Origin of the sequence: Citrobacter sp. Cb023 (assembly GCF_030336805.1) — a bacterium.
In the GTDB taxonomy this organism is placed as follows: Bacteria; Pseudomonadota; Gammaproteobacteria; order Enterobacterales; family Enterobacteriaceae; genus Citrobacter; species Citrobacter braakii.
Map to the genome: position 1 here is coordinate 60992 of NZ_JAOWCV010000016.1, position 14291 is coordinate 75282.

At 51.2% G+C, this 14291-nt stretch carries 14 protein-coding genes; 10 read left to right on the top strand and 4 right to left on the bottom strand.

What is annotated here, in order from left to right:
- Positions 1–6: 6 nt before the first annotated feature.
- Positions 7–903, bottom strand: a complete 897-nt coding sequence (locus tag OGW44_RS00385; RefSeq protein WP_016155205.1) for a dihydrodipicolinate synthase family protein — start codon at positions 901–903, stop codon at positions 7–9.
- 152 nt (positions 904–1055) lie between these two features.
- Here OGW44_RS00385 and yiiM point away from each other — a divergent pair, with 152 nt between their 5' ends.
- The 4 genes from yiiM to OGW44_RS00405 all read left to right on the top strand — a co-directional run bounded on the left by yiiM (position 1056) and on the right by OGW44_RS00405 (position 4996).
- On the top strand, positions 1056–1730 hold the full coding sequence (gene yiiM / locus OGW44_RS00390; RefSeq protein ID WP_016157901.1) for a 6-hydroxyaminopurine reductase: 675 nt from the start codon (positions 1056–1058) through the stop codon (positions 1728–1730).
- Between the two features lie 227 nt (positions 1731–1957).
- Positions 1958–2662, top strand: coding sequence for a GntR family transcriptional regulator (locus OGW44_RS00395; RefSeq protein WP_019077919.1), 705 nt, complete (start codon positions 1958–1960; stop codon positions 2660–2662).
- An 8-nt stretch (positions 2663–2670) separates the two neighbouring features.
- The gene (locus tag OGW44_RS00400; protein ID WP_016155208.1) at positions 2671–3627 is read left to right on the top strand and encodes a sugar phosphate isomerase/epimerase family protein; all 957 of its coding nucleotides are present in this window, start codon (positions 2671–2673) and stop codon (positions 3625–3627) included.
- A 118-nt stretch (positions 3628–3745) separates the two neighbouring features.
- Positions 3746–4996, top strand: a complete 1251-nt coding sequence (locus OGW44_RS00405; protein WP_029139693.1) for an MFS transporter — start codon at positions 3746–3748, stop codon at positions 4994–4996.
- 40 nt (positions 4997–5036) lie between these two features.
- Here the strand turns inward: OGW44_RS00405 and cpxA are convergent, their stop codons facing one another.
- Positions 5037–6410: an envelope stress sensor histidine kinase CpxA gene (cpxA, locus tag OGW44_RS00410; protein ID WP_016155210.1), complete on the bottom strand. Its 1374-nt coding sequence runs from the start codon at positions 6408–6410 to the stop codon at positions 5037–5039.
- Entirely contained in the window at positions 6407–7105 is a 699-nt protein-coding gene (gene cpxR / locus OGW44_RS00415; protein WP_006686193.1) for an envelope stress response regulator transcription factor CpxR, read from the bottom strand. Before cpxR ends, cpxA begins: the two co-directional genes overlap by 4 nt.
- A 150-nt stretch (positions 7106–7255) precedes the next feature.
- Here cpxR and cpxP point away from each other — a divergent pair, with 150 nt between their 5' ends.
- From cpxP to OGW44_RS00445, 6 genes are all read left to right on the top strand, one after another.
- Positions 7256–7756, top strand: a complete 501-nt coding sequence (cpxP, locus tag OGW44_RS00420) for a cell-envelope stress modulator CpxP (RefSeq protein WP_016155211.1) — start codon at positions 7256–7258, stop codon at positions 7754–7756.
- Positions 7757–7903: 147 nt separating this feature from the next.
- On the top strand, positions 7904–8806 hold the full coding sequence (fieF, locus tag OGW44_RS00425; RefSeq protein ID WP_016155246.1) for a CDF family cation-efflux transporter FieF: 903 nt from the start codon (positions 7904–7906) through the stop codon (positions 8804–8806).
- Positions 8807–8991: 185 nt separating this feature from the next.
- Entirely contained in the window at positions 8992–9954 is a 963-nt protein-coding gene (gene pfkA, locus OGW44_RS00430) for a 6-phosphofructokinase (RefSeq protein ID WP_003028778.1), read from the top strand.
- Between the two features lie 206 nt (positions 9955–10160).
- Complete coding sequence (gene sbp / locus OGW44_RS00435; RefSeq protein WP_016157904.1) at positions 10161–11150, top strand: sulfate/thiosulfate ABC transporter substrate-binding protein Sbp; 990 nt, start codon at positions 10161–10163, stop codon at positions 11148–11150.
- Between the two features lie 104 nt (positions 11151–11254).
- Positions 11255–12004 carry a CDP-diacylglycerol diphosphatase gene (locus tag OGW44_RS00440; protein WP_185655073.1) on the top strand — a complete coding sequence of 250 codons (750 nt, stop codon included), beginning with the start codon at positions 11255–11257 and terminating at the stop codon, positions 12002–12004.
- A 73-nt stretch (positions 12005–12077) separates the two neighbouring features.
- Complete coding sequence (locus OGW44_RS00445; protein WP_016157906.1) at positions 12078–13382, top strand: SLC13 family permease; 1305 nt, start codon at positions 12078–12080, stop codon at positions 13380–13382.
- 82 nt (positions 13383–13464) lie between these two features.
- On the opposite strand, the gene tpiA is transcribed toward OGW44_RS00445, so the two are convergent.
- Positions 13465–14232, bottom strand: coding sequence for a triose-phosphate isomerase (gene tpiA, locus OGW44_RS00450; protein ID WP_003028783.1), 768 nt, complete (start codon positions 14230–14232; stop codon positions 13465–13467).
- Positions 14233–14291: the final 59 nt, after the last annotated feature.

Below are 14291 nucleotides of genomic sequence, written 5' to 3' on the forward strand. Positions count from 1 at the left end.
AACGATTTACGCTTTGACGACAAATACCTCATCGATGGTCCGACACTCACCCTCGTTCAACTCTCCGCCGGCATTTCGTGACACGCCGGTGCAATAGCCAAACTTACGCGATACCACGGTTTTGATGGTGGTGACGAAATCTTCGCCGATGGCGTAGATGGACATGTAGGTGCCAATCTGGTCCTGAATGTCGCGAAGTGCTGTCAGGTCGCCCTGTTTAAATGCTTCCCGTGCGCTGACAAACAGTTCAGGCATGACGTTGTTTAATCCTGAAATCACCCCCGCGCCGCCTGCCAGCAGGTTAGGAATGTAGTATTCGTCATAGCCGGACAACACGGCAAAATCCTCCCGTACGGCGCGGGTGGTCTGGATCATACTGCGAGTATGGGACTGGCAGTCGACGGTATCTTTAATGCCTGCGAAGTTGGGGAACTCGGCGGCGAGGGTGGCAACCAGTTCAGGTGTTAAATCGCAGCCAGTGCGCGCCGGAAAGTTATAGGCAAACCATTTACCGCTGAGCTTCTGCCCCAACTGACGGAAGTAGCTCAGCAGCTGTTTTGCCGTTTGCCCATAGTAGTAAGGCGGCAGGATCATCACGGCATCGTAATCGGCGCGATACGCTTCCTGCGCCATCAACAGCACATCATTCTGGCAGGTGGATGAGACGTTGGCGACCATCTTCAGCGAGCTCATAGCGCGGGCCTCGCGGATTAGTAACAGCTTTTCTTCGAGCGTAAAGGAGGCAAATTCCCCGATGCTACCCATCAGCAAAATCACGTCGATTTTGGCCTCGGTAAGGCGTTTGAGATGCTGGCTTAGACCGTTAAGATCGATCTTGCCGTCATTATCCATTGGCGTAATGGAAGGACACCAGACGCCAGCAAATTGCGATTGACCAGTCACGTTGTTGACTCCTTATTTGAAATGATGTTTCAAAACCAGATTACATTGATAGCATGTGTCCCTAAGTTTCATGTGAACCGTGCTCTCATTTTGAGCGACTGGGGTAAAATAAATGTGGTGTAATGGGGGAAATTTATCGGGAGAGGGAACAGATGCGATATCCGGTCGATGTTTTTACAGGCAAGGTTCGGGACTACATGGGAAGCCGTCCCAGCGCGATTGCTAAGGTCCAGGTTGACGGCGAGCTGATGCTGACCGAACTGGGGCTGACGGGTGATGAACAGGCGGAAACGAAAATTCACGGTGGGCCGGATCGCGCGCTGTGCCACTATCCGCGTGAACACTATCAGCACTGGAGACAAGAGTTTCCGGAGCAGGCAGAGCGCTTTGTCGCGCCCGCGTTTGGCGAGAATCTCTCTACTCAGGGGCTAACGGAAGAGAATGTATTTATTGGCGACATTTTCCAGTGGGGAGATGCGCTGATTCAGGTCACGCAGCCGCGCTCGCCGTGCTTTAAGCTGAATTTCCATTTTGGCATCAGCGATATGGCTAGCCAGATGCAGGATGCAGGCAAGACGGGCTGGTTGTGCAGCGTCATCGCTCCAGGCCAGGTGTCGGCGGACGCGCCGTTGATCCTGGCTTCACGCGTCAGCGACGTCAGCGTGCAGGAGGCGATTGCCATTGCCTGGCATATGCCGTTTGATGACTCACAATATCACCGTTTACTCTCGGCTGCCGGGTTATCGAAAAGCTGGACCAGAACGATGCAAAAGCGTCGTTTAAGCGGCAAGAACGAAGACAATTCCCGCCGTTTGTGGGGAAAATAAAGCCATTCTGGCCATGCAATTAAAACAGGTGGTAACACCTGATTTGCCTCTCTCGTGGTTCTTATCTCTGCATACTAAAGCGGGTAAAAAACCTGCCTGTCACGCCATGTTTTCAGTCCATTCTTGATACCTGGCCCACAAAAAGAAACTCTGCGTTGAAAAAAAACTTGAGTATTTCCTGCACTCAAATATCTTAGCTTTAAATTGGTTTAAACCAGATGGGCAAGATGAAAAAGAAAAACAATGTTGATGTGCTTAGAGAGCGCTTTGAAAGCTGGTTAAACGAGAATAATTTGCCAGCGGGCTCTAAATTGCCTTCGGAGAGAGAGTTATGTGAGTTGCTGGATGCGAAGCGCATGACTTTACGTCAGGTTCTGATTGAGCTTGAGATCGATGCGCGTATCTTCCGAAAGAACCGCAGTGGTTGGTTTATTTCATCGAAGCGATTTATTTATAATCCCAAATCACTTTCCAGCTTTAATGCTGAAGCCTGTGCTCAGGGGCGCAAGCCTTTTTGGGGTTATTTAACCAAAGAAACGATTGCGACGGTTCCGCACCATGTTGATGATGTTTTTCTCTCCTCCGGTGATCGCTATTTAGTTACCGGTTGGTGTGGTCTTGATTCGCATAAAGTGTTTTACCATGAGTCCTATATTGATGCTGATGTTGCGCCAGGATTCATTAACAAATTGGGCAATCAGTCTTTTGCCAGCGTCTGGGAAGATGCGTTTGGTCATGCTTTAAATATCAAAGAAATGATTTTTAAACCGGTCAATATGCCAGAAGTGGCCTGCAAAGAGTTGGGCGTTGCGCCTAATACTTATGGAATTTTAGTAGAAAAACATCGGGCTACCCGAGATAAAAAAGTGGTTCAGGTTGATTTTGAATACTGGCGACTTGAATCTGTGGAACTTGTTATTCGTGATGAATGAGAAAAATAATGGGAAAATGCAACCAAGAACTTCTCGCTGAACGTGCGAGAAATATACCACTGTACCTACATGCTTATGCCTTTCATCTGAATATGCGCTATGAGAGAGTCCTTCCGGGCGATCTTCTGGATATTGCGCATCAGCAACAATTAAAGGGAGTGAAAATACATGTTGAGGATGGTGAGTCCCAATCGCTGCAGAAACTAAACGATCGGCAGTTGCACGATTTTAAAGAAAAGGCAAAAAAATATAACCTCGATGTACATATTGAAACGAGCGCATCGGACAAGGCGACATTGACGGATGCGATCCGTATTGCTGTGGCAACTGGCGCAACTTCAGTACGTTTCTACCCGCGCTATGAAGGACATCTCAACGATGTCATGGCAAAGATTGCCAATGATATTGCGTGGTTGTCTCAGTATGACGATTGCGGACTAAGCTTTACTATCGAACAGCATGAAGATCTGCAAGGCCATGAACTGGTGACGCTGGTTAATAATAGTGGAATGAAGAATCTCTCTATTCTGTTTGATTTTGGCAACATGATTAACGCCAATGAGCAGCCGCTTTCTGCGTTAGAAGTCATGTCCCCTCTAATCACTCAGGTGCATATCAAAGACGCAAAAATTATTAAAGAAGGTAAAGGCTGGGGGCATGAGGCTTGTCGTTCAGGATACGGTGACTTACCAATGGAAGAGATGCTTAAGGCATTATTACTTTTAGGTGAGGATAAACCGCAAGTAAATGCTTTTGGTCTGGAAGAGGAAGTTGAATATTATGCTCCGGCATTTCGTTTTGATGATGAAGGTGATAATCCCTGGATCCCATGGCGCGATGCAAGCTATACGCCGCTGCCCGACAGTAACATGATTGATGCGCGACTGGCGCAGGAAAAAGAACATGCTCTTGCTCAAATAAAGTATATCCGTGATTTATGCGACAAGTTCACAAGTAATAAATAAACTTCTTTAAATATTATTAAATGCGAAAAGGGTTATGAAAATAACTCTCTTAATTTATTAGTTATATGATTTGATTTAAATATTTCTCTCAACAAGCAATGAGGGTTTAATTATGTTCATGAACAAATGGGCAAGGCTCTGTTTTTTAATTTTAGGCGGCGGCACAATATTCAAACTTTCAAGTATGAAAGATGTTTTCTATGTGCCAATGCAAAGTGACTGGGGTTTAACCAATACGCAAATTGGTTTAAGTTTTACTGTTTATACGATTGTTCAGACAACCGGGCTTTTTCTGTCGCTCTATATCGCAGACCGTTATTCCAAGAAAATATTATTACCATTTGGTCTGATCGGCGTTGGGCTATGCGGTTTATATTTGGCGACGCTACCGTCATTTACCGGTTATCTTATTTGCTTTGCCGCAATGGCGTTCTTTGCCGATGTGGTTTATTGGCCGGTGTTACTGAAAGCTGTGCGTCTGCTAGGTACGCAAGAAGAACAAGGGCGCATGTTTGGCTTTTTAGAAGCAGGACGCGGCGTGGTGGATGTTATCGTCGCTTCTGGCGCTCTGTTTGTTTTCGTCCAGTTTGGTGAAGGTAAAGCGGGGATGCAGGCTGGACTGCTGTTTTATACGCTAATTACGCTGGCTGCGGGCGTTCTCACTTACTTTATTGTCGATGATGACAAAGTGAAAGGCGGCGAGAAAACCAGTGCCAACATGGAAGTCTTAAAGGGTATCAAACATGTGTTGTCCTGCCCTAACGTCTGGCTGGCTTCTTTAGGGATTTTCTTCGTTTACGCCGCGTACTGTGGCCTGACTTACTTCATCCCATTCTTAAAAGATATCTACATGCTGCCGGTAGCACTCGTCGGCGCGTACGGCATCATCAACCAGTATGCATTGAAAATGGTGGGAGGGCCGATTGGTGGGCTGCTGGCGGATAAGGTTGCTAAATCACCTACGGTTTACCTGAAGTGGACGTTTCTGATCTCTGCTGCTGCTATGGTTGTTTTTATGCTGTTGCCACATCAAACGATGAATGTGTATATCGGTATGGCGGCGACGCTAGGATTTGGGGCGATTATTTTCTCACAGCGCGCCATTTTCTTTGCACCAATGGATGAGATTGGTACCCCGCGTGAATATGCCGGTTCGGCGATGGCATTTGGCTGTATTATCGGTTATATGCCCGCCATGTTTGCGTATACGTTATACGGCTATTTACTGGATACCAATAGCGGCATCACGGGCTATAACTATGTCTTTAGCGTGATGATTGCGTTCAGCTTAATGGGCTTTATCTGTTCGACCATTCTGGTGAAGCGGATTAAAAAGCAAAAGCTAGCGGCTGCGACTGTGGCAGCATAATGTGAGAACTTCCCCGGTACGACGTTACCGGGGAAGCCTGTTAAGCGCGTTTATACAGCGGCAACCAAATTACCAGCCGCAAACCACCCAGCGGGCTGTCTTCGGCCTTCACCCAGCCACGATGCTGTTGGATTGCGGTTTCAACAATCGCCAGACCCAGACCTGTTCCGCCAGACTCGCGATCGCGCGCCTCATCGGTACGATAGAACGGACGGAAAATCTGTTCTCGGTCTTCAGGGCTAACGCCCGGGCCATCGTCGTCTACGGTGATGGTAATCCCATCGATATCCACCGCGAAGCCAACTTCAATCTGCGTGTGTGAATAACGCAGGGCGTTGCGCACAATGTTTTCCAGCGCGCTTTCCAGCGCATTTGGGTTGCCGTACAGCGGCCACGGGCCCGGCGGGAAATTCACCGTGAGTGATTTACCCATCTGCTCGGCTTCAAAGGCGGCGTTATCCAGCACTTCGCCCCACAGCTGATTGGCTTTCACCGTTTCACTGACCAGCGCGTTTTTCTGCTGATTACGTGACATCACCAGCAGGTCGTTGATCATGCTGTCCAGTCGATGCGCTTCTGTTTCAATACGCTCCAGCTCTTTGCTTTCACCGCTACGACGGCGCAGCAGCGCGGTGCCCAACTGCAGACGCGTCAACGGCGTTCTCAACTCGTGGGAGATGTCCGACAGCAGGCGTTGCTGCGAGGTCATCATTCGCTCCAGCGCCGTCACCATCTGGTTAAAGCTGGCGCCTGCCGCCAGAAATTCCTGCGGACCGGCTTCCAGTTCCGGATGCTGGCGCAGGTTGCCCTGGGCCACTTCATCTGCCGCGTTTTTCAACTTACGCGCCGGTTTCGCCAGACTCCAGGCAAGCCAGAGCAGTAGCGGAGAGCTGACTAACATGGTGACAATCAGCAACAACAGCGGTCGGTCGAACAGCAGATTGATAAAGTCAGATTGTGAGCTGCTGGCAGGTCGAATGAGATACAGCTGGTAGTTATCTTCGCCGTCTCTGACGGAGAAAGGCCCGACCATCTCAACGCGACCGTATTTTTTCTTTTGCGGATGGTCGGCGTTATCGGCCTGACCAATAAAGTTACGAATGATCTGCATTTCGTTGCGTTCTGCGCCGATCACGCGTCCTTCCGTCGTCACAAGCAATAACCGCTGTCCTGGCGGCGCCCACTTGTCTATCGCCCGAAACAAGCGACGCCACCACATCAAATCGTTGGGTGGATCGTTCGCCAGTTCAGCTTCAACGTGTTGCTCAATCATCAACCCCTGGCGCTGCTCGCTGTCCAGTAGCTCGGTCATCTGGCGTGAATCAAGCTTGGGTAACATCAGTACCAACATCAACACCAGTGCCAGCGTCAACCAGAAGATGGCAAAGATGCGTGCGGTTAAGCTCCCTATCATGAAGCGGAGACCATCAGGTAGCCGCGACCGCGCAGGGTTTTAAACCACGGGTGTCCGTCTTTACGTTCTGGCAGCTTACGACGCAGGTTCGAGATATGCATGTCGATCGCGCGATCAAAAGGCGTCAGGCGTTTGCCCAGCACTTCCTGGCTCAGGTGTTCACGCGAAACCACCTGACCGAGATGCTGTGCCAGCAAATAGAGCAGGGTGAATTCGGTGCCGGTTAACTCCAGGGTTTGCCCGTCAAAGCTGGCTTCCTGGCGACCCGGATTAAGGCTTAACGCATCCACTTCCAGAGTCGGCGAACCGTTGTCGCTGTTCTGCTGCTGTTCGCTCCAGTGTGAGCGACGCAAAATAGCGCGGATGCGCGCGACCAGTTCACGGTCGTTAAACGGTTTGGGTAAATAGTCGTCCGCGCCCAGTTCAAGGCCAAGTACGCGATCCAATTCGCTGCCGCGAGCGGTCAGCATGATTACGGGTGTCTGGTGTGTCTGACGAAGTGCTTTCAGCGTATCAATGCCATTTTTCTTCGGCATCATGACGTCGAGCAAAAGTAAATCGATGCTGTCATCCAGAAGCTCAAGCGCCTGTTCCCCATCATAGGCAACCAGCACATCGAAACCTTCCATTTCGAGCAACTCCTTTAACAGGGAAGTCAGCTCTCGGTCATCATCAACTAACAGGATTTTATTCATTGTTTACGTACCTCCGAGGCAGAAATTACGTCATCAGGCGTCGCTAATCTATGACTTTACGTTGTTTTACACCCCCTGACGCATGTTTGCAGCCCGAATCGTAAACTGTCTCTCGTTGAATCGCGACAGAAAAGATTTTGGGAGCAAGTGATGGGCAAAGTTACCGCTGCCGTCATGGCCTCAACGCTGGCACTGAGTACTTTAAGCCATGCAGCTGAAGTCGTCACAGGCGATCACTGGCACCTGGGTGAAGGCTCCGCGCAACGCAGCGTTCAGAGCCACATGTTCGACGGTATCAGTTTAACCGAACATCAACGTCAACAGATGCGAGATTTAATGCAGCAGGCAAGACACGAACAGCCTCCTGTTAATGTTAGCGAAATGGAGACAATGCATCGCCTTGTCACCGCAGAGAAATTTGATGAACGCGCTGTGCGCGCTCAGGCAGAAAGAATGGCGCAAGAACAGGTTGCCCGCCAGGTTGAAATAGCCAAGGTTCGCAACCAGATGTATCGCCTGTTAACGCCCGAGCAGCAAGCGGTTTTAAATGAGAGACATGAACAACGAATGGAGCAACTGCGCGACGTAGCGCACTGGAAAAAAAGCTCATCGTTGAATTTATTGAGTAGTAGCAACTCACGTTCCCAGTAGTAACCCTGTTTTCCTTGCCATAGACACCATCCCTGTCTTCCCCCACATGATGTGGGGGTTTTTTTTGCCCAAAATTTGTCACTCGGTTATTGCCTGACTGTTTTACTTCATCCGTTATACTAGCGGCATATCCTGGCAGGAGTGTTTATGAATCAAACCTATGGGCGGCTGGTTAGCCGGGCGGCAATCGCGGCGACCGTGATGGCATCGCTGTTACTTTTGATCAAAATTTTTGCGTGGTGGTACACCGGATCGGTCAGTATTCTGGCAGCGCTGGTGGATTCTTTGGTGGACATCGCCGCGTCGTTAACCAACCTGTTGGTGGTGCGCTATTCTTTGCAACCGGCCGATGATGAACATACGTTCGGACACGGAAAAGCGGAATCGCTGGCGGCGCTGGCGCAAAGCATGTTTATTTCCGGTTCGGCGCTGTTTTTATTCCTGACCGGGATTCAGCATCTCATCCAACCCACGCCAATGAAAGATCCTGGCGTCGGGGTGGTTGTCACCATCATTGCGTTAGTGTGTACAATCATTCTGGTCTCGTTTCAGCGCTGGGTGGTGAAGCGCACGCAAAGTCAGGCCGTTAGGGCGGATATGCTTCATTATCAGTCTGATGTTATGATGAACGGTGCAATTCTCGTGGCGCTTGGGCTGGCATGGTACGGCTGGCATCGCGCAGATGCCTTGTTTGCGCTCGGGATTGGCATCTATATTTTATATAGTGCATTACGCATGGGTTATGAGGCGGTACAGTCTTTGCTGGATCGCGCTTTACCCGATGAAGAACGTCAGGAAATTATTGATATTGTGACGTCATGGCCTGGAGTCAGCGGCGCTCACGATCTTCGCACGCGGCAGTCAGGGCCGACCCGCTTTATTCAGATTCATTTGGAAATGGAAGATAATCTGCCGCTCGTTCAGGCGCATTTAGTGGCTGAACAGGTAGAGCAGGCAATTTTACGGCGTTTCCCGGGATCGGATGTCATCATTCATCAGGATCCCTGTTCGGTCGTACCCAAGGAAGGCAAGATGTTTGAGCTTTTATAATTCGTTGTAAAAAAAGTGAACCGGGCCAGCATTTTGTGTATAAATTACCACCATTTGGCCTGACCTGAATCAATTCAGCAGGAAGTGATTGTTATACTATCTGCATATTCGTTGGATCGTTTCGATATGCGGAATCGACTTCCGGCAGCAGATTTCATTTTGCATTCCAAAGTTCAGAGGTAGTCATGATTAAGAAAATCGGTGTGTTGACAAGCGGCGGTGATGCGCCGGGCATGAACGCAGCAATCCGTGGTGTTGTACGTGCAGCGTTGACGGAAGGGCTGGAAGTCATGGGGATCCATGATGGCTACCTGGGTTTGTATGAAGACCGTATGGTTCAACTTGACCGCTACAGCGTGTCCGACATGATCAACCGTGGCGGTACATTCCTCGGTTCTGCCCGCTTCCCGGAATTCCGCGACGAAAACGTGCGTGCCGTGGCTATCGAAAACCTGAAAAAGCGTGGCATTGACGCGCTGGTTGTTATCGGTGGTGACGGTTCATACATGGGGGCAAAACGCCTGACTGAAATGGGCTTCCCATGCATCGGTCTGCCGGGCACTATCGACAACGATATCAAAGGCACCGACTACACCATCGGTTATTTCACCGCTCTGGGTACCGTAGTCGAAGCGATTGACCGTCTGCGTGATACCTCTTCTTCTCACCAGCGTATTTCCATCGTTGAAGTGATGGGCCGCTACTGTGGCGATCTGACCCTGGCGGCTGCCATTGCTGGCGGCTGTGAGTTCGTGGTGGTTCCGGAAGTGGAATTCAGCCGTGACGATCTGGTTGCTGAAATCAAAGCAGGCATCGCGAAAGGTAAAAAACACGCGATTGTGGCGATCACTGAGCACATGTGTGACGTTGACGAACTGGCGCATTACATCGAGAAAGAAACGGGTCGTGAAACGCGCTCAACCGTACTGGGTCACATCCAGCGTGGTGGTTCTCCGGTGCCTTACGACCGTATCCTGGCGTCCCGTATGGGCGCATATGCCATTGAACTGCTGTTGGCCGGTCACGGCGGTCGCTGTGTAGGTATTCAGAACGAGCAACTGGTTCACCACGACATCATCGACGCGATTGAAAACATGAAGCGTCCGTTCAAAGGTGACTGGCTGGACTGCGCGAAAAAACTGTACTGATTGTTTTTTCCGCGCCTGATGGCGCTAAGCGCATCAGGCCTACAGGTTGCAAAGACTTGTAGGCCTGATGAGCCGCTAACCACCATTCGGCACAATTCCCCGCATTTATTCCCCCAAGTTATAGCAAATCTTTTTTTATTCTTTAATGTTTGGATACCTTTCTGGCACGCTTTGCTCATCACAACACCACATAAGAGAGCTGGGCGATGAACAAATGGGGCGTAGGGTTAACATTATTGCTGGCATCGACCAGCCTTCTGGCAAAGGATATTCAGTTACTTAACGTATCGTACGATCCAACGCGTGAACTGTACGAGCAGTACAATAAGGCCTTTAGCGCGCACTGGAAGCAGGAAACGGGCGACAACGTCGTGATCCGCCAGTCGCATGGCGGTTCGGGTAAACAAGCGACCTCCGTCATTAACGGTATTGAAGCCGATGTCGTGACGCTGGCGCTGGCTTACGACGTGGATGCCATTGCTGAACGTGGTCGTATCGATAAAAACTGGATTAAGCGTCTGCCGGATAACTCCGCGCCATACACCTCCACCATCGTTTTCCTGGTCCGCAAAGGCAACCCCAAACAAATTCATGACTGGAACGATCTGATCAAACCAGGCGTGTCGGTCATTACACCAAACCCGAAAAGCTCAGGCGGCGCACGCTGGAACTATCTGGCGGCATGGGGCTACGCCTTGCACCACAACAACAACGATCAGGCCAAGGCACAAGACTTCGTGAAGGCCCTGTATAAGAATGTTGAAGTGCTGGACTCCGGTGCGCGTGGCTCAACCAATACCTTCGTTGAGCGCGGTATCGGTGATGTGCTGATCGCCTGGGAAAACGAAGCCCTGCTGGCGACAAACGAGCTGGGCAAAGACAAATTCGAGATAGTGACGCCGAGTGAATCTATCCTCGCGGAACCGACCGTTTCCGTGGTCGACAAAGTCGTGGAAAAGAAAGACACCAAAACGGTGGCGGAAGCCTACCTGAAATATCTCTACTCACCGGAAGGTCAGGAAATTGCAGCGAAAAACTACTATCGTCCGCGTGATGCAGACGTTGCGAAGAAATACGAAAATGCATTTCCGAAGCTGAAACTGTTCACCATCGACGAAGAGTTTGGCGGCTGGACGAAAGCGCAGAAAGAGCACTTCTCTAACGGTGGTACGTTTGACCAGATCAGCAAGCGCTAAATAAGTCTGTGATTTACCGACCCGGTGGCATAACGCGACCGGGTTTTTTATTTGTCATGGTTTTGCGTTACTCTTGCCCTTCAATGAGATACAGGGAACGCGTAATGAAAAAAGCAGGCTATCTTTTACTGGCGGTGATTGTAGTCGCCGCTGCTGCAGGTATCGGGTACTGGAAATTCACCGGTAACCCGGACGCATTACGCCAGATTGTTCTTCAGCAATGCCTGCCGCACCAGTTGCAGCAGCAGGATCCCACGCCGTGCGCCGAAGTGAAGCCGGATGCCGGATATGTGGTGTTCAAAGATCGTAACGGCCCACTGCAATACCTGTTGATGCCGACCTGGCGCATCAACGGAACGGAAAGCCCGCTGCTGCTGAAATCAGGTACGCCGAACTTTTTCTGGCTGGCCTGGCAGGCGCGCAGCTTTATGAGCCAAAAATACGGTCCGGAAATCCCTGACAAAGCGGTATCGCTGACCATTAACTCGCGTAGCGGGCGTACGCAAAATCATCTGCATATTCATATCTCCTGCCTGCGAACCGATGTCAGAAAACAGCTGGATGACAATCTGGCGAAAATCAGCACTCGTTGGCTGCCATTACCGGATGGGCTGCGCGGTCATGAATATCTGGCGCGTCGCGTCACGGAAAATGAATTGGCGCAACGCAGCCCGTTTATGATGCTGGCAGAAGAGGTGCCGGATGCGCGTGAGCACATGGGCAGCTATGCGCTGGCGATGGTGCGTCAGAGCGATGAGTCCTTTGTCCTGCTGGCGACCCAGCGCAATCTGTTGTCGCTCAATCTCGCCTCCGCTGAGGAAATTCAGGATCATCAATGTGATATTCTGCGTTAACCCCACCTAATCTGGCATTTACTCCGCATGTCTGTCCCCGTATTCTTGTTGAAAAAAACAACAGGAGACAGGCATGTCGCTCTGGCTTACACACCCTCTGTTTATCCCCTCTCTGGTGATTGGCATTACCATCCTGCTCTGGGCTACGTCGCTACTGCCGGAGTTTATAACGGCGCTGCTGTTCTTTGCCGTAGCAATGGTCGCCAAAATCGCCCCTGCGGATGTGATCTTTGGCGGATTTGCGTCTTCGGCATTCTGGCTGGTCTTTAGTGGTTTTGTGCTGGGTATCGCGATTCGCAAAACGGGGCTGGCGGACAGGGCGGCGAGAGCGCTGTCATCGCGATTGACCGATTCCTGGCCGTTAATGGTGGCGAGCGTGGTGCTGCTCAGTTACGCGCTGGCGTTTGTGATGCCGTCCAATATGGGGCGTATTGCGCTGCTGATGCCGATTGTTGCCGCAATGGCGAAGCGTGCCGGAATTAACGAGGGTACGCGCGCCTGGTATGGTCTGGCGCTGGCCGTCGGGTTTGGGACGTTCCAGCTTTCCGCGACCATTTTACCCGCTAACGTGCCCAATCTGGTAATGAGCGGCGCGGCGGAAGGCTCTTACGGCATCCACCTCAATTATCTTCCCTATTTGCTGCTGCATACGCCGGTTCTGGGCTGGCTTAAAGGCGCGGTGCTCATCATGCTTATCTGCTGGCTGTTCCCTGGCAAGCCCCACGCACCGCGCGATCTCACGCCAGCGGAACCAATGAGCCGGGATGAAAAACGCCTGGCCTGGATGCTAGCAGTGGTGCTGCTGCTGTGGGTAAGTGAAAGCTGGCACGGTATAGGGCCTGCGTGGACCGGGCTGGCGGCGGCGGTTATCACGCTGCTACCACGGGTTGGTTTTATCAATGGCGACGAGTTTTCCTCCGGGGTAAATATCAGGACCTGCATTTACGTGGCGGGGATTCTGGGGTTGGCAATTACCGTTACCCAGACCGGCATTGGCAATGCAGTGGGCGAGGCGCTGTTACAGGTGATGCCGCTGGATGCGGAAAAACCATTTACCAGCTTTCTCGCGCTGACCGGCATTACCACCGCACTCAATTTTATTATGACGGCGAACGGCGTTCCGGCGCTGTATACCACTCTGGCGCAAAGTTTTGCCGATGCGACTGGGTTCCCGCTGCTGTCGGTAATTATGATTCAGGTATTGGGGTATTCCACACCGCTACTGCCGTATCAGGCTTCGCCGATTGTGGTGGCGATGGCGCTTGGGAAAGTGCCTGCGAGGGCGGGGATGCTGCTGTGTATCGCGCTGGCGACGGCAACATATCTGCTTCTTCTGCCGCTGGATTATCTGTGGTTTAGCGTGTTGGGTAAGTTGTAAAAAAAAGCCCGGTAGCGCTAACGCTTACCGGGCCTACAGTCTTGGAGGACGGGTCAGCGAAGCGCTACCCGCCTCAACAGCATTACGCCTGTTTAGCCGCTTCTGCTGCTTTAACGATGACCGCGAAGGCATCTGCTTTCAGAGAAGCACCGCCAACCAGCGCGCCATCGATGTCCGGCTGAGCGAACAGTTCTGCTGCGTTAGCTGCATTTACGGAACCGCCGTACTGGATGATAACTTGTTCAGCGATTTTCGCGTCAGCTTTAGCAATGTGGTCACGAATGAATTTGTGAACAGCCTGAGCCTGAGCAGGAGTTGCAGATTTACCGGTACCGATAGCCCATACTGGTTCGTAAGCGATAACGACGCCTTCGAATGCTGCCGCGCCCTGAGTTTTCAGAACGGCGTCGATCTGACGTGCACAGACTTCTTCAGTTTTGCCCGCTTCGTTTTCTGCTTCGGTTTCACCGATGCACAGAACCGGAGTCAGACCTTGTTCTTTCAGTACGGCGAATTTTTTAGCGATCAGCTCGTCAGACTCTTTGTGGTAAGTACGACGCTCAGAGTGACCGATAATGATGTACTGCGCGCCGATATCTTTCAGCATTTCAGCACTTGTTTCACCGGTAAATGCGCCAGACAGGTTCAGGTCAACGTTCTGCGCGCCCAGGATAATGTGGCTACCGGCAGCGGCGTGTTTCGCCAGGTCGATATACATTTCCGGCGGAGCGATTGCTACTGCACAGCCAGCAACGCCAGCCAGTTCTTTACGCAGATTAGCAACCAGTTCGTTTACCATGTGGCGGCTGCCGTTCAGTTTCCAGTTACCCATCACTAAAGGATGTCGCATTTCATTTCTCCACGCTTGTCAGCGAATTAAGGAATATGGCCGCCCGTCAGGGCAGCATG

Excerpts from the sequence above, each read along its gene's own strand:
- OGW44_RS00400 (WP_016155208.1), top strand. The coding sequence starts at position 2,671 with ATGGGAAAATGCAACCAAGAACTTCTCGCTGAACGTGCGAGAAATATA.
- OGW44_RS00445 (WP_016157906.1), top strand. The coding sequence starts at position 12,078 with ATGTCGCTCTGGCTTACACACCCTCTGTTTATCCCCTCTCTGGTGATT.
- cpxA (WP_016155210.1), bottom strand. The coding sequence starts at position 6,410 with ATGATAGGGAGCTTAACCGCACGCATCTTTGCCATCTTCTGGTTGACG.
- cpxP (WP_016155211.1), top strand. The coding sequence starts at position 7,256 with ATGGGCAAAGTTACCGCTGCCGTCATGGCCTCAACGCTGGCACTGAGT.
- OGW44_RS00440 (WP_185655073.1), top strand. The coding sequence starts at position 11,255 with ATGAAAAAAGCAGGCTATCTTTTACTGGCGGTGATTGTAGTCGCCGCT.
- OGW44_RS00405 (WP_029139693.1), top strand. The coding sequence starts at position 3,746 with ATGAACAAATGGGCAAGGCTCTGTTTTTTAATTTTAGGCGGCGGCACA.
- yiiM (WP_016157901.1), top strand. The coding sequence starts at position 1,056 with ATGCGATATCCGGTCGATGTTTTTACAGGCAAGGTTCGGGACTACATG.
- OGW44_RS00395 (WP_019077919.1), top strand. The coding sequence starts at position 1,958 with ATGAAAAAGAAAAACAATGTTGATGTGCTTAGAGAGCGCTTTGAAAGC.
- sbp (WP_016157904.1), top strand. The coding sequence starts at position 10,161 with ATGAACAAATGGGGCGTAGGGTTAACATTATTGCTGGCATCGACCAGC.
- cpxR (WP_006686193.1), bottom strand. The coding sequence starts at position 7,105 with ATGAATAAAATCCTGTTAGTTGATGATGACCGAGAGCTGACTTCCCTG.
- pfkA (WP_003028778.1), top strand. The coding sequence starts at position 8,992 with ATGATTAAGAAAATCGGTGTGTTGACAAGCGGCGGTGATGCGCCGGGC.
- tpiA (WP_003028783.1), bottom strand. The coding sequence starts at position 14,232 with ATGCGACATCCTTTAGTGATGGGTAACTGGAAACTGAACGGCAGCCGC.
- fieF (WP_016155246.1), top strand. The coding sequence starts at position 7,904 with ATGAATCAAACCTATGGGCGGCTGGTTAGCCGGGCGGCAATCGCGGCG.